The sequence below is a fragment of the Mucilaginibacter sp. 5C4 genome, assembly GCF_034345625.1.
GTDB classification, from domain to species: domain Bacteria; phylum Bacteroidota; class Bacteroidia; order Sphingobacteriales; family Sphingobacteriaceae; genus Mucilaginibacter; species Mucilaginibacter aurantiaciroseus.
The window spans coordinates 2310011-2331058 of the sequence record NZ_CP133775.1 but is presented as its reverse complement, the minus strand read 5'-3'; the positions used below and the strand labels follow the sequence as shown (position 1 = coordinate 2331058).

Below are 21048 nucleotides of genomic sequence, written 5' to 3'. Positions count from 1 at the left end.
GGAAGATGCTTATTGGTTATCCGTTGGCTGAAGCCAACGGCAATGATATTTTTAACAATCCATATCCCAAAAAGACGCGAAGTATCGCGTCCCTACAATATTATTCCCGCGGTCTTGCAGGCTGGAGATGCGAAGTATCGCGTCTCTACAATATTATTCCCGTACCTCGCGTCACTACGAAGAATGATTTGCAAATCAATATTTGCGCTTGTAACAACATTGCTGTAGTTTTAACAAACTTAACTGCAACCACAAAACAATGAAACACTTAACCTTAAAACTAACATTGGCCGCGGGTTTGCTTGGCGGCATATCGGCATTTGCACAAACGCCGGATACCGCTGTTTTTGGCCGCATCCGCCGTGCCGAAATGAGCAGCTCGCAGATCCCTAAGATAGCGCATTATTTAACCGACGTTGCCGGCCCGAGGCTTACCGCTTCGCCGGGTTATAAACGCGCCGCCAACTGGGCCGTTGAAACCATGACCAAATGGGGACTGGTGAACGCCAAGCTAGAACCATGGGGTGATTTTGGCAAGCAGTGGGATTTGCAGGGTTTCAGCATTATCATGAAAGCGCCATACGTGCAACCCGTTATGGCCTACCCTAACCCCTGGAGCGCCGCGACCAACGGAACAAAACAAGGGCAGGTTTCATTAATAACCCCGGCGCAGGCGATGGATACCACGTACATCGCGGCGCATCTTAACGATTTTAAAGGCAAATTTATCCTGATAGCCGTTGCCGGCAATCAACAGAAAGATGCAAACTTTAAGCCTTTGGCCGAACGCCTAACCGACGAGGAACTGGCGAACATGAAGGACACGTATATGGTAACTCGTGAGCAGATGGCGCAATACGGAGGATATTTTAAAATAATTAGTAAGGTTGATGTGCTGATGAAAAGCGCAGGGGCATTAGGATTGATAGGCGCAGGGGAAAGCAACAACAATGGTACCGTATTTGTGCAGGGTAATGCCGAACATAAGCTTACCGCACCTGCGGCCATCCCTCAGCTAAGCATGGCTTACGAGGACGGACAAAAAATTAAACGCCTGATCCAAAGCGGTCATCCTGTAGAGCTTGCGGTTAACATCCAGGCAAAAGCCTCAACCGATGACATCAAAGGCTATAACGTAGTTGGCGAGATCCCGGGTACCGATCCTAAATTAAAATCGCAACTGGTGATGCTTGGCGGCCACCTCGATTCATGGCAGTCAGCAACCGGCGCTACCGATAACGCCGCTGGCTGTATTGTAATGATGGAAGTTGTGCGATTGATAGATTCGCTTGGTCTTAAACCAAAACGCACCATCCGAATCGCCCTATGGGATGGCGAAGAGCAGGGCATTTACGGCTCATACAACTATGCAAAAAACCATTTTATGGGCATGGATTATAAGCTAAAACCGGAACAATCAAAGGTATCGGCCTATTATAATTTGGACAACGGCACAGGTAAGATCCGCGGGATCTTCACCCAAAGCAACAAAACCATTATGCCGATCTTCCAAAAATGGTTTGAGCCCTTTGCCGACCTTGGCGCAAAAACAGTTACCGATAAAAACACCGGCTCAACAGATCATTTGTCGTTTGACTGGGCGGGCATCCCGGGTTTCCAGTTCATCCAGGACCCGATAGATTACGAAACCAAAACCCACCATAGCAACCAGGATAATTACGAACACCTGCAGATTGAAGACCTTAAACAGGCCGCCATCATCGTAGCATCATTCGTATACCAAACCAGTATCGAAAAAGATATGATGCCACGCAAACCGCTGGTTAAAGAGCCGTATGTGTTTGATGGGTTTTAAGGAAGTTTAAATTGACAAAAGGGGCTTAGCGAACGCTAAGCCCCTTTTGTTTTCCATGCGGTATTGCGAGGAGCGATAGCGACGCGGCAATGCCCTACTTACAGAGCCGCAGACCGATCGAAGATTGCCACGCTACGCTCGCAATGACGTGCATTTTTATTTACCGACTACTCCTCAATCTTAGTGATCAAAATCGCCAGCCCCGTCTTCACTTTCTTAACCAGCACCGCCAGATCCTCGGGCGACATGTCCAGCTGCAGGTCATCCTCATTGATATCGTTCATCTTATCGAGAATGGCGTCTAAGCCCAGGTCGTGTTCTTCGTTCAGGTTATCGCCATCAAGTTCTAACACTACAAACAAGCTCGAGAGGCGCTGGTAATAGGTTTCTTGTGTAAGTTTATCCACCGTATGGTGTTCAACTTTTAAGCGGTGTAAAAACTCTTCTAATATCATTTATGCTGAAAATAAAACAGGTGGTTTAGTATTATTCAGCTAAACCACCTGCGGTGAAATATCATATTTTGTTGCCTATCTCCTATGCCTGCGGCGTTTCTTTCTGGTTTCGGTTTGTTTGTGTTTTTTGCTTACCGTTTGTTTCTTTTCAGGTTCGGCTTTTTTCGCAATAACCGATGTCTTGCTATCTGTCGAATCCTTGCTTAACTGTGTAACCGTAAAGTTGTTACTGCGCAGGCCATATTCTAACTGGCGTTTGGCACCTGTTGGTTTGGCAGTGGAATCGTTTTTGTCGTAGATCGGAAACTCGCGGATCAGCTTGCCATCTTTAATGTAAAAGTTGTCGTTACCACGATAGCCTTTCCGTTGCGAACTGGTCAGTTTTGGAAAATCCAACTTGTTGGCATTGGTATTATTAAACTCAAACGCGTATATCTTGGCGTAATTAACCGTGTCTTTCCCTTTAGATTGAATCAATATCTCGGGGTTGCCATCAACATCCATATCGGCATTAAACACATCGGTAATGGTGCCGTCGAGGTCGCCCGTGGTGGTGTTATATTTCATAGCCGCCGAATCGGAATGCAGTATAGCAAACGAACCGGTTTGTGTAGATCCCCTGCCCCAGCTAACCACATCGTACGTTTGCCCCGGCGATACTTCTATCGCTTTATGGAAACGGAACGGTGCCATAACAGCCGGTTTAGCCGCCACGTTATTGTTAACGGCAGGCTTTTTATCCTCACTGCTGCAGCCCGCGATAGACAAGCAAGCAGCTGATATGAATAAATAGTTTCTAAAATCCATACGTGAAGATAGCAATTAATTGAACATCATATCTGGTGATACCTCGCCTTTTGGCTTACCGGGAATGGTCATGTAAACCCGTAGACCACTTCCCGAGGAGTTTGCATCCACATATTTTATGGTGATCTTATGATACCCCTTCTGCAAAGGGATCACACCCTGCTGCTCAACCGGGCCGGTGCGGCCGTCTTTATCAACAATGGCTACATCATCAATCAATAAAACCGAACCATTTGATGAAGCGGTTGAAAAGCCATAGTTACCATCAACATCGGCCTTTAAGTAACCGTTAAATACCACACCATATTTGTTAAACGCCTTTTTGAACGCGCTTAATGCGGTGCTAAAGCTTTTTGCCACGCCGGTATCAATAACCGCTGCCGGGTTAATTTGCGTAGTATTTACATAAGTACCTGCCGATGCCTGGTATTTTAAGCCCGGGGTGTTGCCTGCATATTGTACTGGCGCTAACGGTGCTTTATTAAATACTTTAGCCGCCGTTATAACGCTGCGTTTGCCCGATGGGGTAACCACAATCGTTTTTAGATCACGGTACTCATTTAAAGGTACAGGGTACGTCATTGGCGTGGTGTAAAGTAACTCCGTTTCGCTCGGGGTGTAGCCGTCAATGGTGTAGTAGATCTTAGCACCCTTCACCGGCGATTTCAGGTTTACTGTCATGGTCGAGCCTATCATCACCGTATCCGCATTGCCAATAGCTGCCGGTACACGGAAGTTGTAACCGTTTTTATCAAACCAGGCTAAGTGCGCGGGTAAACGTGTTTCAGAAAAGTCCTTATAGTTTTTATTGGCGATTGGTGTCCAGGCGACTTCTGATAGGGCAAGCATTCGCGGCAACACCATATATTCAACCTTGTTTTCGGTGGTAATATATTCCGTCCAAAGGTTGGCTTGTACGCCTTTGATGTATTTCTGCTGATCAGGCGTTAGGGCCGCCGGTGTAGGGTTATAAGCGTACGTTTTCTGGATAGTTGCGCTACCGCCGATGCCTACGGGCTCCTGGTTTATTTTACCTTGCGCGTGGTCAAAATATAAGCCCTGACTGCTTGGCGTCATGATCACATCGTGGCTTTGTTTGGCCGCTTCGATGCCGCCTTCTTCGCCCCTCCAGCTCATTACGGTAGCGTTTGGTGCAAGCCCGCCTTCCAGTATCTCGTCCCAGCCGATGATGCTGCGGCCTTTGCTATTCACAAATTTCTCCATCCGTTGAATGAAGTAGCTTTGCAAACCATGTTCGTCTTTAAGCTTGAGGCGTTTGATGAGGTCCTGGCAAAATTTCGTTTTCTTCCAAATGTCTTTTGGTGCTTCGTCGCCCCCAATGTGTATGTATTTACTCGGGAACAGGTCTATCACCTCGGTCAGCACATCCTGCAAAAAGCCAAACGTTCTTTCTGTTGGACAAAAGATATTATTGAATACGCCCCACTTGCCCGATACCTGGTAGGTTTGGCTTGGGTCGCAGCTTAACTCCGGGTATGCGGTTAGGGCAGCTAAAGCGTGGCCCGGCATTTCAATTTCGGGTACAATGGTGATGTACCTGTCAGATGCATATTTAATTACCTCACGAATTTGGTCTTGCGTATAAAAACCTGTAACCGGCACACCATCATATTGCAGTGGGGTGCGGTCTTTAAAGTTACCGATAACGCTTTCGGCGCGGCGGCTACCTACGGTGGTTAGTTTCGGGTATTTTTTGATCTCGATGCGCCATCCCTGGTCGTCAGTTAAGTGCCAGTGGAAGGTGTTTAATTTGTATGCAGCCATCAGGTCGATATACCTTTTCACAAACTCTACCGAGAAAAAGTGGCGGCAAACATCAAGCATCATACCACGGTAACCAAAACGGGGATAATCCTCAATAGTAACAGCAGGCAATTTCGCAGTTGCCGATCTTTCGAGCGGCATTAATTGCATCAGCGTTTGGATGCCATAAAACAAACCCGCGCCTTTACCTGCTACGGTAATTTGCTGTGGGGTAATGGTTAAACGATAACCTTCGGCAGGCAGGCCTTCGGTACCTGTTGATGTTAAATATATGGAGGTAGTACTAACACGGGCATTTCTTAAACCTACCTGCTTGTTGTAGGCCATGTTATTGGCTAAAAATGCAGAGAAGAACTGCACAGCCTTATTGTTCGGCGTATCGGCCTGAATCACAGTTTCCTGGCTTAAAATAAATTCGCCGGGTATTTTTTTGACAGACACCGGTGCCGGGATAATACCGGCATAAGGGTCGGTATCCTGGGCTTTAACAATAACAGATGAGGTTAATAAAAAGGTAAGCAGTGCTGCAGAGATCTTTTTCTTCATAGTAAAACTAAACAGGTAAATATTGAGGCCGTAATTTAGCATTATTTAAAAAAAATGCACCATAATCATTCAAATATTACACTAACAGAAACAAAAAAGCCATATTCTTATTAGGAATACGGCTTTTTAAAATATTTTAATTTGTCGTAGAAAGACGCGAAGTATCGAGTCTCTACTTTACGCTGTTACCACGTGCTCTTTGGCAGCAAGGTAACGCTCGGCATCAATGGCGGCCATACAACCTGTACCTGCAGCGGTAACTGCCTGGCGGTAAATATGATCTTGCGCATCGCCGCAGCAAAACACACCTTCTACGTTAGTTTCGGTTGAACCCGGACGGGTGATGATGTACCCGGTTTCGTCCATGTGGATGGTATTGCGGAAAATATCGGTATTGGGTTTGTGACCGATGGCTACAAAGAAACCGGTAACGTCTAAGATCCTGTCTTCGTTGGTAACGTTATTACAAACTTTAACAGCGTTAACGCTTTGTCCATCGCCTAAAATTTCGATGGTATCGGTATTATAAAGTATCTCGATGTTCGGGGTGTTCAGCACACGGTGAACCATTGCTTTTGAAGCACGGAACTCATCGCGGCGAACGATCATATAAACTTTACGGGTTAATTTAGCCAGGTAGGTTGCTTCTTCGGCAGCGGTATCACCGGCACCAACAATGGCAACATCTTGTCCTTTAAAGAAAAAGCCATCACAAACGGCACAGGCAGAAACGCCAAAGCCGCTGTATTTTTGCTCAGAATCCAAACCCAACCATTTTGCAGATGCACCGGTAGAAATAATAACGGTATCGGCCAGTATGGTTTTGCTTTCATCAACGGTAACCTTGTGGGGCAACGAGCTAAAATCAACCGAACTTACGTAACCAAAGCGGATATCGGTACCCAGGCGCTCGGCCTGTTTACGAAAATCTTCCATCATTTCGGGGCCCATGATCCCATCAGGGTAACCCGGGAAATTCTCTACATCGGTAGTTTGGGTAAGCTGCCCGCCGGCAAGCATGCCTGTGTACATTACCGGGTGCAGGTCGGCACGGGAAGCATAAATTGCTGCGGTATATCCCGCCGGGCCCGAACCTATAATAAGGCATTTTACGTGTTCAATATCTTGTGACATTTGTATTTTTAATGAGATGCGAATTTAATATTTATACCTGATTGCGCCAATAGGTAATAGTCAACATAGTGCCATACTTAAGCTTGCTTTTTTAATGCGATCAATAGATTATTCATGGCCTGATAATAAGTAGGAAGCTCGCCAAATAAGGTATCGGCAAGTTTTGATTATAGGTATGTACAGATGCGTTGCGCCTTAAAGTTATAGCAGACCGAAGTATTTCATCATTTCTTGTCGAAATAAATCCGTCATAAAACTTCAATATTGCTTAACGCCATGGTTTTAAAAGTTCCATCAACATCGTAAAAGTCAACAACATCAACTTTAAAATGCATTGGCAATTGCTGGATAGCCTCGTGGATACGAACGATTTTTTCGGTTGAGAGATTTACATCGGCAATAATACCTACGTCAATATCCGAACGGCTTAAAATTTCCTTATTGGCCTGGGAACCAACAATAAAAGCGCGGTAAGTTATATTAGACAAATTCTTATCCAATATATTCTTTAACCATTGCAATATTTCTGCCCTTCTGTGCATTATTACAAATATAAATAATATATCATTTGCCTGTGTTTGCCTTTAATACCCTGATAAAATTACCACCCAATATCTTATCGATATCTTTCTCGCTGTAATGGAGTTTAACCATTTCGGCGGTTATTTTAGGATAATCTAAAACGCTATCCAATCCTAAGGGGTACGATTCGGCGCCGTCAAAGTCCGAGCCGATACCCACATGATCGGCACCGATCAGCTTCACCATGTAATCGATATGTTTAATAAGCATACTTAGCGGCGGGCGGAACTGGTCGGCCTCGGTTTTGTTAATAACATTTAGGCGAATGCTGGCGAGGTCGTAATCGTTATAGATTTTGATCAGCGAATCCAGCTCCGTTTTGTGTTTGGCAAGATAAATCTCATGCTTCGCATTATAGGCACTATCGATAAACCCGCTGTAAAAGTTAAGAAAAACCACACCTCCGTTTTTGGCGATTGCTTTAAGCTGATAATCCTTAAGATTTCGGCGGTGCGGGTTTAAGGCGTAAACACAACTATGCGATGCAATAACCGGCTTGATAGTTATCGCCATTACATCGTTAAAGGTTTGTTCGCCGGGGTGCGACAGGTCTATCATCACCCCTAATTTATTTAGGCGCTGAACCACCTGCTTGCCAAAATCCGTAAGGCCTTTGTGCTTTAAACTATCACCGTGCAAAACTTCGTCGCGGGCAGATGTTGACCAACTGGTGCTGTTATTCCAGGTGAGGGTTAGGTAAGCCATACCGCGTTTGTGCAGGCTATCGATATAATCCAGCCTGTCCTCTATCATGTGGCCCCCTTCTACCCCTATCATGGCCGCCATTTTTTTCTGCGCGACGGTTTTTTGCAGGTCGGCGGCGGTGCGGACTAACTTAATTTTATTGGGATAACGTTTAATAAGCGCGTCTAACGAATCTATTTCGCGGTTGGCAAAAGCATAAGCCGTGCCATTACCATACTGGTCGCCACACCAAACGGAAAAAACCTGCACATCTAACCCTGCCTTTTTAGCCCGCGGCAGATCGAAATTGCCAATGGTTTGCAATTTGCCCAGATCGACTTTGGTTATAAGTTGATTGGAAAGCGCATCGTTATGGGTATCTACCAGAATTGCACGCTGATGGATCTGCTTAACGTTTTGAGCGGAGGCGCAGAGGGCTGATAAGAGGAAAATTGGTAGCAGGAGGCGTTTCATATTTTGAAGGTAGTAAAAACTTTTAAACACCATGTCATTGCTGTAAGCGATAGCGTGGCAATCTCATAGGACAAGCCGGATATGCTGAGATTGCCACGTCGCTACGCTCCTCAATGACAGGTTGTGTAACTACGTCTGTATTATCCCGACATTAAATTGTTTCTCTATCGGCGCGTGGTTGGCGGCTTCGATGCCCATTGAGATCACTTTGCGGGTTTCTAATGGGTCGATAATGCCATCTACCCAAAGCCTTGCAGCAGCATAGTATGGGGTTGTTTGGGCGTTGTAACGGTCGGTAGTTTGTTTCAACAATTCGGCTTCTTTTACCTCATCCACCTCTTCGCCTTTTGCTTTTAGGCCTGCGGCCTGCATTTGCACCAATACTTTTGCTGCCTGTGCGCCACCCATCACGGCTATTTTGGCTGATGGCCACGCGTAGATCAACCTTGGGTCGTAAGCCTTACCGCACATAGCGTAGTTGCCTGCACCGTAAGAATTACCTATCACGATGGTAAATTTTGGCACGACTGAATTGGCTACCGCGTTCACCATTTTAGCACCGTCTTTTATGATACCGCCATGCTCGCTACGGCTGCCTACCATAAAGCCGGTAACATCCTGCAAGAAAACCAAGGGGATCTTCTTTTGGTTACAGTTCATTATAAAACGGGTTGCCTTATCAGCCGAATCGGAATAGATGACCCCGCCAAATTGCATTTCGCCTTTTTTAGATTTGATGACCTTGCGCTGATTAGCCACAATGCCAACCGCCCAGCCATCCACACGGCCAAGGCCGCAAATGATAGATTGACCGTAACCTGCCTTGTACTCCTCAAATTCCGAATCATCTATCAAACGTTTGATGATCTCATACATATCATAGGCCTTATCTCGGGTTTCGGGCAGGATGCCGTAAATATCTTTCTCGTTTAGTTTTGGTGCCGATGGTTTAATTCTGTCGAAACCGGCCTTGTTATAATCGCCCACCTTGTTCATGATGTTACGGATAGAATCCAGGCAGGCTTTATCGTTAGGATGTTTGTAATCTGTTACACCAGAGATCTCGCACTGCGTGGTTGCGCCGCCAAGGGTTTCGTTATCCACGTCCTCGCCTATGGCTGATTTTACCAAATAAGATCCCGCCAGAAAAACCGAGCCAGTGCCTTCCACAATCATAGCCTCATCGCTCATAATGGGCAAATACGCGCCACCAGCTACGCAAGAGCCCATAATAGCCGCGATCTGGATGATACCCATGCTACTCATTTGCGCGTTATTGCGAAAGATGCGGCCAAAGTGTTCTTTATCGGGAAATATCTCGTCCTGCAATGGCAAATACACACCTGCCGAATCTACCAGATAGATGATAGGCAGGCGGTTCTCCATCGCGATTTCTTGCGCGCGTAAATTTTTCTTGGCTGTTATAGGGAACCATGCACCGGCTTTAACGGTAGCATCATTAGCCACAATTACACATTGCCTGCCGCTTACATAGCCAATGCCGCAAACCACGCCACCACTTGGGCAGCCACCATGCTCGGCATACATGCCATCGGCAGTAAAGGCTCCGACTTCCAGCCAGGGCTTATCGTCGTCTATAAGGTAGGCAACGCGCTCGCGGGCAAGCATTTTGCCTTTTTCTTTTTGTTTGGCAGCGGCCTTTTCGCCACCACCCATGAATATTTTTTTAAGCCTTGTATTAAATTCGTAAACGAGTTGTTTGTTAACGTCCTCATTCTTATTGAATTCCAGATTCATATGTGTTTATTATAGGTTATGTAATTTTAGGAAAATTACTTGGGAATAACCCAAACACATTGTGTTTTATTATGCATGCATAGCAATTACAGCAATTGCTGACTCTTATATGCCAACTGCTACGTCAAATTCCTATCCCTAAACCAAACCTCATCGGGTTTTATGTCGATCTTTTCCATCAGGTCAACCAGTTCTATTGGGTCTACAGAAGTTAGTACCAGTTCGCGATTAGCGGGTTTAAGATAGCGCTGTTCCACCATCACATCCATCTGCGTTAGCAGGGCATCGTAAAAGCCGCCAACATTCAAAATGCCAACCGGGTGTTTGTGTAAGCCTAATTGCAGCCAGGTAAGCACTTCAAAAAATTCCTCCAAAGTACCAAAGCCGCCGGGAAGCATGATGATACCGTCGCAAAGGTCGTTCATCATTTGCTTACGCTGGTGCATGTTATCTACAATGTGTAGTTTGGTAATGCCTTTGTGGCCGACTTCCTTATCCATCAAAAACTGTGGGATAATGCCAATGACCTCCCCACCCCTGCCCAATACCGCATCGGCCAGTAAACCCATTACGCCAACATTACCGCCACCGTATACCAAACTAATATGTTTGCTTACCATTACTTCGGCCAATAATTCAACCGCTTGTTTAAGTGCAGGGTCGCCATTAAAATTGGCACCACAGAATACGCAGATGCTTCGCATAGAAATTAGAGATTAGTTAATTAGAGATTAGGCTTGCATGTTTTAGAGGTTAGAGATTAAGATTTCATACTAATCTCTAATCTCTAACCTCTAATCACTACCTCGTATAATTGGGTGCTTCTTTAGTGATGGTAATATCGTGCGGGTGGCTTTCGCGCATACCGGCAGCGGTGATGCGTACAAATTTGGCTTTCTGCAGGTCTTCGATATTGGCAGCACCGCAGTAGTGCATACCGGCGCGTAAACCGCCAATATATTGGTAAACCACCTCGGCCATGTTACCTTTAAATGGTACGCGGCCAACTATACCTTCTGGAACCAGTTTGGTTACCACGTCGGTTTCATCCTGGAAGTATCGATCTTTAGAACCTTTAGCCATCGCCTCGATAGAACCCATACCACGGTACGATTTAAATTTACGGCCTTCGTAAATGATAGTTTCGCCCGGTGATTCTTCTACCCCCGCAAATAATGAACCTGCCATGATTGAGCTTGCACCTGCCGCAATAGCCTTAACAATATCTCCGGTTTGTTTGATACCGCCATCGGCAATAACCGGGATGCCTGTACCTTCAAGCGCTTTAGCACATTCATAAATGGCATACAATTGCGGCACACCCACACCTGCAATGATACGGGTAGTACAGATAGAACCAGGGCCAATACCTACTTTAACAGCATCGGCACCAGCATCGGCAAGGGCCCTTGCGGCATCGCCTGTAGCAATGTTACCTGCAATAACCTGTAGGTCCGGGTAAAGCTGTTTAACGGCCTTAACCATGTCTATAACGCCCTTTGAGTGGCCGTGAGCGGTATCAACCGTAATCACATCCACGCCTGCCTTAACCAATGCGGTAACACGGTCAATATTATCTGAAGCAACACCAACGGCAGCGCCTACACGCAGGCGGCCAAACTCGTCTTTACAAGCGTTGGGGAAGTTTTTAACTTTCTGGATATCCTTATATGTAATTAAACCTACCAGTACACCATCCTTGTTTACTACGGGTAGTTTTTCAATTTTATTGGCTTGCAGTATGGCAGCAGCATCGGTAAGGTTGGTGCCTTGCGGTGCTACGATCAGGTTAGTTTTGGTCATAATGTCGCTCACCGGTACAGTAAGGTCTTTCTGGAAACGAAGATCGCGGTTGGTGATGATGCCTTTCAATTTGCCATCGGCATCAATAACTGGGATACCACCAATGCTGTTTTCGCGCATGATGTTAACGGCATCTGATAACAATGCATTTTCGAGCAGGGTAACCGGTTCCTGGATCATGCCACTTTCCGAACGTTTTACTTTACGTACCTCGTCGGCCTGTTGCTGGATGGTCATGTTTTTGTGCAGCATACCAATACCACCAGCCTGGGCAAGGGCAATAGCCAGGCCAGCTTCGGTTACGGTATCCATTGCGGCCGAAATGATCGGGATGTTTAAACGGATCTTTTTTGTTAAAAAGGTGCTCGTGTTAACTTCGCGCGGTAATACTTCTGAATAAGCGGGGAGTAATAGTACGTCGTCATAGGTTAATCCTTCGGCGACAAATTTGGATGGGTCTAACTGCATAGCAAATAATTATTTGGAGTTATTATTTGCCAGGCAAAGCTAACAAAATATATGAAATTTGAGAATTTGAAAATGAGAATGATTTGAAAATGACTTTTGGATGTGTCATTTTCAAACCTTCAAATTATTTCATCTTCAAATTGATCAATATTTCCCTACTATCACTTTATAAAAATCCTCAAAGTCGAAATACTTATTGGCAAGGGTTTTCAGGTCTTCGGCAGTGATATTTTTTACGGTTTGGGTGTAGCGTTCGTAATAATCATAATCCAGGCCGGCAAAGTACAGGTTCTTGAATTTATCGGCATGGGATAGCACGTTCTCCAGGCTGCCTAAAAGTGAGCCAAGCATAAAGTTGCGCACCAGCGAAAGTTCTTCGTGGGGGATCAGGTCTGTTTTTAACAGGTTCACCTCTTTCTCGATCTCTGCAACCGCGGCTTTACAAACATCGGCCCCAACTTCTGATGCGATGAAGAACGAACCCGTTTGTTTGAACGACGACATGCCCGAGCCGATACCATAAGTGTAGCCTTTATCCTCGCGGATATTGGTCATTAACCTCGAACCAAAGTATCCGCCCAAAACCGTATTCAACACCTGCAACGCATGGAAATCGGGATGCGTACGATTTACGAACGGTGTGCCTATCCGTATAGCCGATTGAATGGCATCCGCTTTTTCCACGTAAATGAAACGCTCTGCAGATGGGTTAAGATCGGGCTGCGTGGTATCGGCTGGTACGGTTACCTCGCCCCATGCACCCTCAAAGGTTTTGGTAACGGCCTCCAATATCTGCGGATCGGCTTTACCTGCAATAATGATATTACAATTATCCGGCTGGTACATTTCCTTGTATTTCTCCAGCAGGTCTTCCCTTTTTAAAGACTGAAAATCTTCGGGCTGGGCAGCCAGTCCGTAAATAGTTTCGCCGTATAGGGCTTTATTAAAGGCCCTGCGGGCAACAAAATCATTCTTTTGCAGGCTCACCTGTAGCTTCTGCTGCTGGTTACGCACAAAGGTTTCCAACTCCTTTTGCGGGAAGATGGAATCCGTAAGGATATCCTTGATCACCGGCAGGGTCGAGTTTAAATGCTTGGTAAGCGTGTAAAGCGTTACCTGCGAGTGGTCGTAACTAAAATCAACCTGCAAAAAAGCACCGTAAAAATCAATCTTGTCGGCAATCTGCGCGGCGGTTAATTTGATTGTACCCTCGGTAAGCATGGTGTTAACGGCTACGTTCAGCAAAGGCTTCGTAGGGTCGAACCGCAGATTATGGAAGATCCATTCTATACGCACCAGGTCAAGGTCGCCCGAGTTAAAGGTGAAGATATTGGCACCATTGGCAAGTTTAGTAGCCTCCGGGCGGATCAGTGTTATATTTTCTACCCCGTTAAATTGCGGGGGTGTTTTTCTGTCTAATTCAGTCATTGAGTCATTGCGTCATTTAGTCATTACCGTAATACTTAACATTTGCGGCTTAGACGATTCAATTAATCTGTTATTCGCTAATTAGCTGTACCGGCTCATTTACAGCCTGCGCCAGGTAAACCAGCGTTGATGAGTTTTCTTTAGTGAAGATGGTGTTGGCATGCGCCTTTATCTCTACTGCCGTAACCGCCAAAAACTTAGCCGACTCGTGGTTAAAACCATCTGCATCGCCCATCAACTCATAAAAAGCCAAATTCATGGCCTTATCTAAAAGCGACATCTCCGAAAACACCATCGTACTCTCGGTTTTATTCTTAACCTTGGTTAGTTCATTGGCAGGCACTTCTTCGTTCTTTAGTTTCTCTACTTCGTCCCAAAGCGCCTGTTCGGCTTGTTCAATACTCACATGTTCAAGCGGTTTGCCTTCCAGCACAAACATGCCTTTATCAAGGCTGCCTGTGATATAAGCATGCACCTCGCTAAACAGCTGTTTATCCTTTATCAGGCTACGGTGCAAGCGTGATGAGTTTCCTCTTGATAGAATGTCAGACATCAGCTCCACCGCATAATAGCTATCATCCAAACGCCCCTCCATCTGGAAGGCGATATATACGTCGTTCAACGGCACTTTCGCGGTAAACGTTTCGCGGCGCTCTTCGTGCTGTGGTTGCTCTTGTGGCAAGTTGCGGTGGTATTTTTCGCCGGCAGGGATCGGGCCAAACCACTTTTCGGCCATGGCTCTTATGTCTTCGGTCTTTACATCGCCCCCAACTACCATAATGGCGTTTTGCGGGTTGTAGTGCTTTTTAAAAAAGGCTTTTACATCCTCTATTTTGGCATCCTCGATATGTTTAATGGTTTTACCGATAGTTGCCCATTGGTATGGGTGGCTTTTATATACCATTGGCCTAAGCTTTAACCAAACATCGCCGTAAGGCTGGTTAAGGTAACGCTGCTTAAACTCCTCTATCACCACGTTACGCTGCACCTCCAGGCTTTTCTCGCTAAAGGCAAGGCTTAGCATGCGGTCGCTTTCCAGCCAAAAGGCGGTCTCTAAATTGGCCGATGGCAGGGTGATGTAATAGTTGGTAATATCATTGCTGGTGAAGGCGTTGTTTTCGCCCCCCACCCTTTGCAGCGGGCCATCATAATTAGGGATATTTACCGAGCCGCCAAACATCAGGTGCTCAAATAAATGCGCGAAGCCGGTTTGCCCGGGGTTTTCATCGCGCGCACCAACATCGTATAGAATGTTGAGCACGGCCATCGGGGTAGTACTATCTTCGTGAACAATTACGCGCAGGCCATTGTCCAGTGTAAAACGATTAAATTTAACCATGTAATAACGATTAATTAGCAGTAGGCAAATGTATAATTTTTACCCTCTGTTAGGTTTATTTGTTGTACGGGCATTGTCAAAAAATAAACACTAAGCCCATACTTATCAAACATAAAAAACAATATTATTAGTACGCTATATTAAACAAATAAACAGCTAATGGTTGTGGTATTTTACAACAATTACATATCTGTTATATTACCAGCCTGTTACGATATTATTAAAACAAGCTATTATAAATTTACATACTGATTGATATAATGCTTACGAAAGAACAGTTAATAATAGAACTAACAGTAGACCCCACCAAAGGGTTTATTGAGCGACTGGCTGTTATATTACCCGATCAGCATTACGACCTTAATGAACTTATAGGCCTTACCTTCCATACCAATAAACAAATAGGTTTCCATGCCGCATGGTTACTGGATACGATGATGTTGACCCACCCCGAACGTTATATAGAGCACCTGGAATATTTTGCAAAACGCATGGCCGATGTAACCAACGAAAGCTGCAAACGGCACTACGCCCGCATCATGATGCATTTAACTATGCCTGATGCACCGGCAACCATCCGCCAAAAATTAGCAGCTATAGATATGGAAGACGTAGTTGAAAAATGTTTCGACTGGCTCATAGACCCAAAAGTAAAAGTAGCGGTTAAGGTTTTCGCGGCAGATACTTTATTCAATTTACATAGGCGGTACGATTGGATCAAAGAAGAACTGGCGAACCAGATGCAGTTTATAATGCGCACCGGCGGCCCGGCCATACAATCAAGAGGAAAAAAATTACTTGCTGCGATGGAGAGTAAAAATTAAAAAGTCAAAGTTTAAAAAAATTGCCTGTCGCCTGCAACATCTTCAAATTCTGACTTTTATATTTTCATTTTACTCTGTCGGCCTATCCGCGCCGTGCAGGTTATCGCTAACCTGGTGATGGTGCAGCTTGGCAGATATTGCTGATGAACTATCATCTGCATAAGTACCGTAAGCATTTATTAAAATACCTTTAAGGTTATATTTTGGTGAATTGATGGCATAAACGATAGACATATCCGACGGGTTACTTTGTCCTTCAAAACGGTAAAATTCGTCTATCTCAAAGTCATCGGCAGTCATGTGTACGTCTTGCGATTTGTCGTCTATGGTATCGCCTTCGAGGCTTAAGTTTGCTGTATATCCTCTCTTCGTAAGGTCGTTAGTGGCATCCACTAAGGTTTCAAAATTTTTCATGGTAGTAGCGTTTATATTGGTGTGATAACAATTGAACCTAAATAACCATTAATGCGAAAGGTTTGTTTTGAAATAGTTAATGCTGATAAAATTATATTCAAAAAAAAGCAGCAATGAGGTTTACCCCATTGCTGCCTAAATCAGATTAAAAACTACTACTGCGCTTTAGCCGCCCACAGTGCCGCATTTAAATGCAACGCCGGGTGCGATGTAAAACCTGATGGCGAATCGCCCGACCATCCGTTAAACAAGCTATCGCCGGTATCACCTGTACCGTCATCAGATGGTGAACTATCGCCAATAAAGAAAACCCTGCCGCTACCATATGTTGAAAGCAATGCCATTACATTGGCATTACCGCCGTTGGTGGCGCTATTACGCCAAAACAGGCCTTGTACATTGGCATTATTGGCAGGTGTTAAAGTTGCTGTAGAGCCATTGTAAAACGCAAGTTTGGAAGCCGCGCCCGCTGCACCGTTTAAAACTATTTGCGCGTTGGCATTTGTACCTGTATATACATTGGTAGACGGCCCTTCGCTGATATCAACGTAGTTAATTGTAAAGCCAAAAGGGTTGTTATTATTGATGCCGTTATTGGTCATCAGATCATTCCAAACACGGGGCGAATCATAACCATCGCCATCACGATCTGACGGGTTGTAACCATTTGCATCTGTACCTGCTGTAGTCGCGGCTGTATGGTCGGCAACCATTACCAACCCACCACCATTGCTTACAAAATTCATAATAGCTGTTTTTTCGGCAGCAGTAAATAAACGGTTAGGTTCTACAACCACAAACACATCGTAATTGCTTAGATCCTGCACATTTGAGCTGTTACCATAAGTAATTGCCGTACCGGAAGGTAACGATTCTACCAACTCGCCTTTTTTAACCAGTTCAACCGCCCAGGCCGACATAGCACCTTTCCAATAGCTTTCGCTGGTTGATGCGGTAATACCTGTATAAGATGGCGTAGGGAAACGCTGAGCTTTGGTTTCTACAGTTGTACCGCCGGTATATATCGGTACATTTTCGGTACCATCAGCATCAATTTGCCAATCGGCACTACCTGCGTTTTCTAAATGGCTGGCATCAAATAAAAATTTCTTCCCGGCAATAACTGTACCGCCGCCTGTGCCACCACCACCGGCGTTATCATTTACGGCGATATCATCGATGTTGATACGGTTGGTACCACCGCTTAACTTACGGATCTCTAAACGTACATTCCCGGTTTGGGTAATGGTAAAGGTTGTTAAAGTTAGAGACGCCGTTGTAGTAACCGCCGCACCCGATTGTGCCCAGGTACTTCCGCCGTTTACCGAATAAAACAAGCCCCAGGTGCTCGCTACATCGCCGCTGTAAGTTGCCGACTTTAACGTTACCGTACTCACACCTGTGGTAACATCAAAAAGCATGGTTATTTTACCCGTGTTACGAATACGCGCCGACCATGACCCCACTTTTTGATCGGCCGCTAAATTACCTATCAGCGCGTCGTATAAGTTCCATGTACTGCCGGATAAAGTAACGTCATCGCCGCCCGATGAACCGGTTGGTGATACATCATATGCTGTTTTTGGGCTGGTAGCACCAACTTCAAACCCCTGCGTTAAGGATACAGCTTCTGTTTTTAAAGATGCTGATGGCTTAACCCCGGCGGCTAATGATGTTGCATCTGTTTTAACACTTTCGCTTTTCTGGCAACCTGCTGCCAATAAACCCGCCGCAAATAATGCGATAAACGGTAATTTCAGTTTAGTAAAATGAGACATGTTTTTATTTTTTAGTTAAGTTTTGATTTCGTTTCACTTAATTATACACTCAAATCTCTACAATATCTTTCAATAAGTTATACACCTATTATTAAGTTATTATTAAGTTATTTACAAGTTTAATTTAACCAAAAAACATCTAAAAACAAAAAGGCCGCCCTAAGGCAGCCCGCTTGTATAAATAGTTAATTAATAGTTCGAGATTGCAATCACTCTCACAAATCTATCTCATATCTCGTCTCAAATCTTACTCACCCGCATTCACAAATACAAAGTTATTATCAAACATATCCAGCTTAATCTTGCTATCACGATCCACCTTGCCGGCCAGGATCTGTTTTGATAACTCGTTCAGTATTTTCTTTTGGATAACCCTTTTTAACGGGCGGGCACCAAACTGCGGGTCGTAACCCAATTGCGCCAGCCAATCTAAGGCTTCTTCAGTCGCATCTATGGTTACCCCCATTTCGGCAAGTGTTTGTTGTACCTGCCTAAACTGCAGTTTCACAATATCTCCTATCTCGTCCCTGCTTAGCGGCGTAAACATGATGATCTCGTCTATCCGGTTTAAAAACTCGGGGCGGATGGTTGCACGCAACAGCGTAAACAATTCATTTTTGGTTTTGGCGATCACTTCATCACGGTTATTATCCTCCAACTCAGAGAAGTTCTCCTGAATGATGTTTGAACCTATGTTGGATGTCATGATGATGATGGTGTTCTTAAAGTTGACCACGCGGCCTTTGTTGTCGGTTAGGTGACCATCATCAAGCACCTGTAGCAATATGTTAAATACATCCGGGTGCGCTTTCTCTATCTCATCCAGCAATACCACGCTGTACGGTTTACGGCGAACGGCTTCGGTTAACTGGCCGCCTTCATCATAACCCACGTATCCCGGAGGGGCCCCTATCAATCTTGAAACAGAGTGGCGTTCCTGGTACTCGCTCATGTCGATCCGCACCAATGAGTTTTCATCATTAAACAAGTATTCTGCAAGGGCTTTGGCAAGCTCGGTTTTACCCACACCTGTTGTACCTAAAAAGATAAACGAGCCGATTGGCTTACGCTTATCCTGCAAACCTGCGCGGCTCCGGCGGATGGCATCGCTTATCGCTTCAATAGCTTCCTCTTGCCCTGCCACACGTTTGTGCAGTTCGGCTTCCAGGCTCAGCAATTTCTCGCGTTCGCTTTGGATCATTTTACTCACCGGGATGCCTGTCCATCGGCTTACCACACCGGCAATATCGTCTGCGGTAACCTCTTCTTTCAGCATGCGGTTATCGTCCTTGTTTTCGGCCAGGGCTTCTTTAAGCTTATCCACTTCGCGCTGTGCTTCAACGATGGTACCATAGCGTAATTCGGCTACTTTACCGTAATCGCCAGCGCGTTCGGCTTGTTCGGCTTCCAGTTTATAATTTTCGATCTGCTCAACTTTCTGGTTGATGCCATCTACAATATCTTTTTCGCCCTGCCATTTAGCACGTAGCGAATCACGGTCGGCAGATAGATTGGCGATCTCTTTGCTAAGTTCTTTTACTTTGTGGTCTTCCTTTTCGCGTTTGATAGCTTCGCGCTCTATCTCCAGCTGCATAATGCGGCGTTCCAACTCATCCACCACTTCAGGTACCGAATCCATTTCTAAACGCAATTTAGAAGCGGCCTCATCCATCAGGTCAATAGCCTTATCCGGCAGGAACCTGTCAGAAATATAGCGCTGCGACATTTCTACCGCGGCAATAATAGCCTCATCCTTGATGCGTACTTTATGGTGTGCTTCATAACGTTCCTTCAATCCACGTAATATAGAGATTGCATCAGCAGTATCCGGCTCGCCTACCATCACCTTTTGGAAACGGCGTTCGAGCGCTTTATCCTTCTCTACATATTTCTGGTACTCGTTAAGCGTGGTTGCACCAATAGCGCGTAATTCGCCACGGGCAAGGGCCGGTTTCAGGATGTTTGCGGCATCCATAGCACCTTCGCCACCACCTGCACCAACCAGGGTGTGGATCTCATCGATAAACAATACAATCTCGCCATCGCTCTGGATAACTTCTTTAATAACGGCTTTAAGGCGTTCTTCAAACTCACCTTTATATTTGGCACCGGCTATCAGTGCGCCCATATCCAGCGAGTAAACGGTTTTGGTTTTTAGGCTCTCGGGCACGTCACCTTTGATGATCCTGAAGGCGATACCTTCGGCAATAGCGGTTTTACCAACACCCGGCTCACCAACCAATATCGGGTTGTTTTTGGTACGGCGCGATAGGATCTGGATCACCCGACGGATTTCCTCATCACGACCTATCACCGGGTCGAGTTTACCGCTTTCGGCGTAATCATTCAAGTTACGGGCGTATTTGTTAAGGGCGTTGTAAGATGCTTCGGCGTTTTGGTCGGTAACCTTGCTGTCACCGCGTAAACTGGTAATTGCTTTTTTAAGGTCTTTTTCATTTACGCCTGCATCCTTTAAGTCACTGGCAGCTTTGTTGCTGCCACTTAAGATGCCTAATAGTATATGTTCTACAGATACAAACTCATCCTTAAATTCTTTAAGGTAAGCATTTGCTTTTTGTAATGCTGAATTTACGCCTGATGCAAGGTAAACATCGCTCCCGCTCACTTTTGGGAAGGATGCGATTTGGGTATCAAGCGTTTCGTTTAGCCTGTTTAGGTTAACGTTTAGTTTTTTTAATAGATAGGTAATAACGTTCTCGTCAACCAATAACAGCCCTTTTAATAGGTGCGCTGGCTCAATAGCTTGTTGCTGGTTGCCTGTCGCAATTTCGGATGCCTTTTGTACGGCTTCCTGGGCTTTTATGGTAAAGTTGTTAAAATTCATAGTACTAAGATATGCTCAAAACAATTGCCACATCCGCATTTATGAACAAATGGCATTCAATTTTAAACTGAGCAGACAATTTGTCAATACAGTTTACGATTTGGTTGA

Annotated in this window: 16 protein-coding genes; 2 read left to right on the top strand and 14 right to left on the bottom strand. The window is 45.2% G+C overall.

Going from position 1 to position 21048, the window contains the following annotated elements; all coding sequences use genetic code 11:
• The first annotated feature begins 259 nt into the window (after window positions 1–259).
• Window positions 260–1816 (top strand): M20/M25/M40 family metallo-hydrolase, encoded by a 1557-nt coding sequence (locus RHM67_RS10990; protein ID WP_322226758.1) that lies wholly within the window; start codon window positions 260–262, stop codon window positions 1814–1816.
• Between the two features lie 167 nt (window positions 1817–1983).
• Here RHM67_RS10990 and RHM67_RS10985 read toward each other — a convergent pair whose 3' ends face one another.
• From RHM67_RS10985 to RHM67_RS10935, 11 genes are all read right to left on the bottom strand, one after another.
• Window positions 1984–2271, bottom strand: a complete 288-nt coding sequence (locus RHM67_RS10985; protein ID WP_322226757.1) for a hypothetical protein — start codon at window positions 2269–2271, stop codon at window positions 1984–1986.
• 75 nt (window positions 2272–2346) lie between these two features.
• Complete coding sequence (locus tag RHM67_RS10980; RefSeq protein WP_322226755.1) at window positions 2347–3078, bottom strand: hypothetical protein; 732 nt, start codon at window positions 3076–3078, stop codon at window positions 2347–2349.
• Between the two features lie 15 nt (window positions 3079–3093).
• Window positions 3094–5409: a family 20 glycosylhydrolase gene (locus tag RHM67_RS10975; protein ID WP_322226754.1), complete on the bottom strand. Its 2316-nt coding sequence runs from the start codon at window positions 5407–5409 to the stop codon at window positions 3094–3096.
• Window positions 5410–5586: 177 nt separating this feature from the next.
• Window positions 5587–6543: a thioredoxin-disulfide reductase gene (trxB, locus tag RHM67_RS10970; protein WP_322226753.1), complete on the bottom strand. Its 957-nt coding sequence runs from the start codon at window positions 6541–6543 to the stop codon at window positions 5587–5589.
• A gap of 248 nt (window positions 6544–6791) precedes the next feature.
• Window positions 6792–7085 (bottom strand): nucleotidyltransferase domain-containing protein, encoded by a 294-nt coding sequence (locus tag RHM67_RS10965; protein ID WP_322226751.1) that lies wholly within the window; start codon window positions 7083–7085, stop codon window positions 6792–6794.
• 22 nt (window positions 7086–7107) lie between these two features.
• Window positions 7108–8283: a dipeptidase gene (locus RHM67_RS10960; RefSeq protein WP_322226749.1), complete on the bottom strand. Its 1176-nt coding sequence runs from the start codon at window positions 8281–8283 to the stop codon at window positions 7108–7110.
• Window positions 8284–8412: 129 nt separating this feature from the next.
• On the bottom strand, window positions 8413–10041 hold the full coding sequence (locus RHM67_RS10955; RefSeq protein ID WP_322226748.1) for an acyl-CoA carboxylase subunit beta: 1629 nt from the start codon (window positions 10039–10041) through the stop codon (window positions 8413–8415).
• Between the two features lie 119 nt (window positions 10042–10160).
• Window positions 10161–10745, bottom strand: a complete 585-nt coding sequence (locus tag RHM67_RS10950) for a TIGR00730 family Rossman fold protein (RefSeq protein WP_322226747.1) — start codon at window positions 10743–10745, stop codon at window positions 10161–10163.
• Between the two features lie 97 nt (window positions 10746–10842).
• Window positions 10843–12312, bottom strand: coding sequence for an IMP dehydrogenase (gene guaB / locus RHM67_RS10945; protein ID WP_322226746.1), 1470 nt, complete (start codon window positions 12310–12312; stop codon window positions 10843–10845).
• A 144-nt stretch (window positions 12313–12456) separates the two neighbouring features.
• Complete coding sequence (locus tag RHM67_RS10940) at window positions 12457–13740, bottom strand: pitrilysin family protein (protein WP_322226745.1); 1284 nt, start codon at window positions 13738–13740, stop codon at window positions 12457–12459.
• Between the two features lie 70 nt (window positions 13741–13810).
• Entirely contained in the window at window positions 13811–15079 is a 1269-nt protein-coding gene (locus tag RHM67_RS10935) for a pitrilysin family protein (protein ID WP_322226744.1), read from the bottom strand.
• A 260-nt stretch (window positions 15080–15339) separates the two neighbouring features.
• Here RHM67_RS10935 and RHM67_RS10930 point away from each other — a divergent pair, with 260 nt between their 5' ends.
• On the top strand, window positions 15340–15903 hold the full coding sequence (locus RHM67_RS10930) for a hypothetical protein (RefSeq protein ID WP_322226743.1): 564 nt from the start codon (window positions 15340–15342) through the stop codon (window positions 15901–15903).
• Between the two features lie 69 nt (window positions 15904–15972).
• Here the strand turns inward: RHM67_RS10930 and RHM67_RS10925 are convergent, their stop codons facing one another.
• The 3 genes from RHM67_RS10925 to clpB form a co-directional block, all read right to left on the bottom strand.
• The gene (locus RHM67_RS10925; RefSeq protein ID WP_322226742.1) at window positions 15973–16317 is read right to left on the bottom strand and encodes a phosphoribosylpyrophosphate synthetase; all 345 of its coding nucleotides are present in this window, start codon (window positions 16315–16317) and stop codon (window positions 15973–15975) included.
• Window positions 16318–16472: 155 nt separating this feature from the next.
• The gene (locus RHM67_RS10920) at window positions 16473–18095 is read right to left on the bottom strand and encodes a hypothetical protein (RefSeq protein WP_322226741.1); all 1623 of its coding nucleotides are present in this window, start codon (window positions 18093–18095) and stop codon (window positions 16473–16475) included.
• 247 nt (window positions 18096–18342) lie between these two features.
• Window positions 18343–20940: an ATP-dependent chaperone ClpB gene (gene clpB, locus RHM67_RS10915; protein ID WP_322226740.1), complete on the bottom strand. Its 2598-nt coding sequence runs from the start codon at window positions 20938–20940 to the stop codon at window positions 18343–18345.
• Window positions 20941–21048 lie beyond the last annotated feature (108 nt).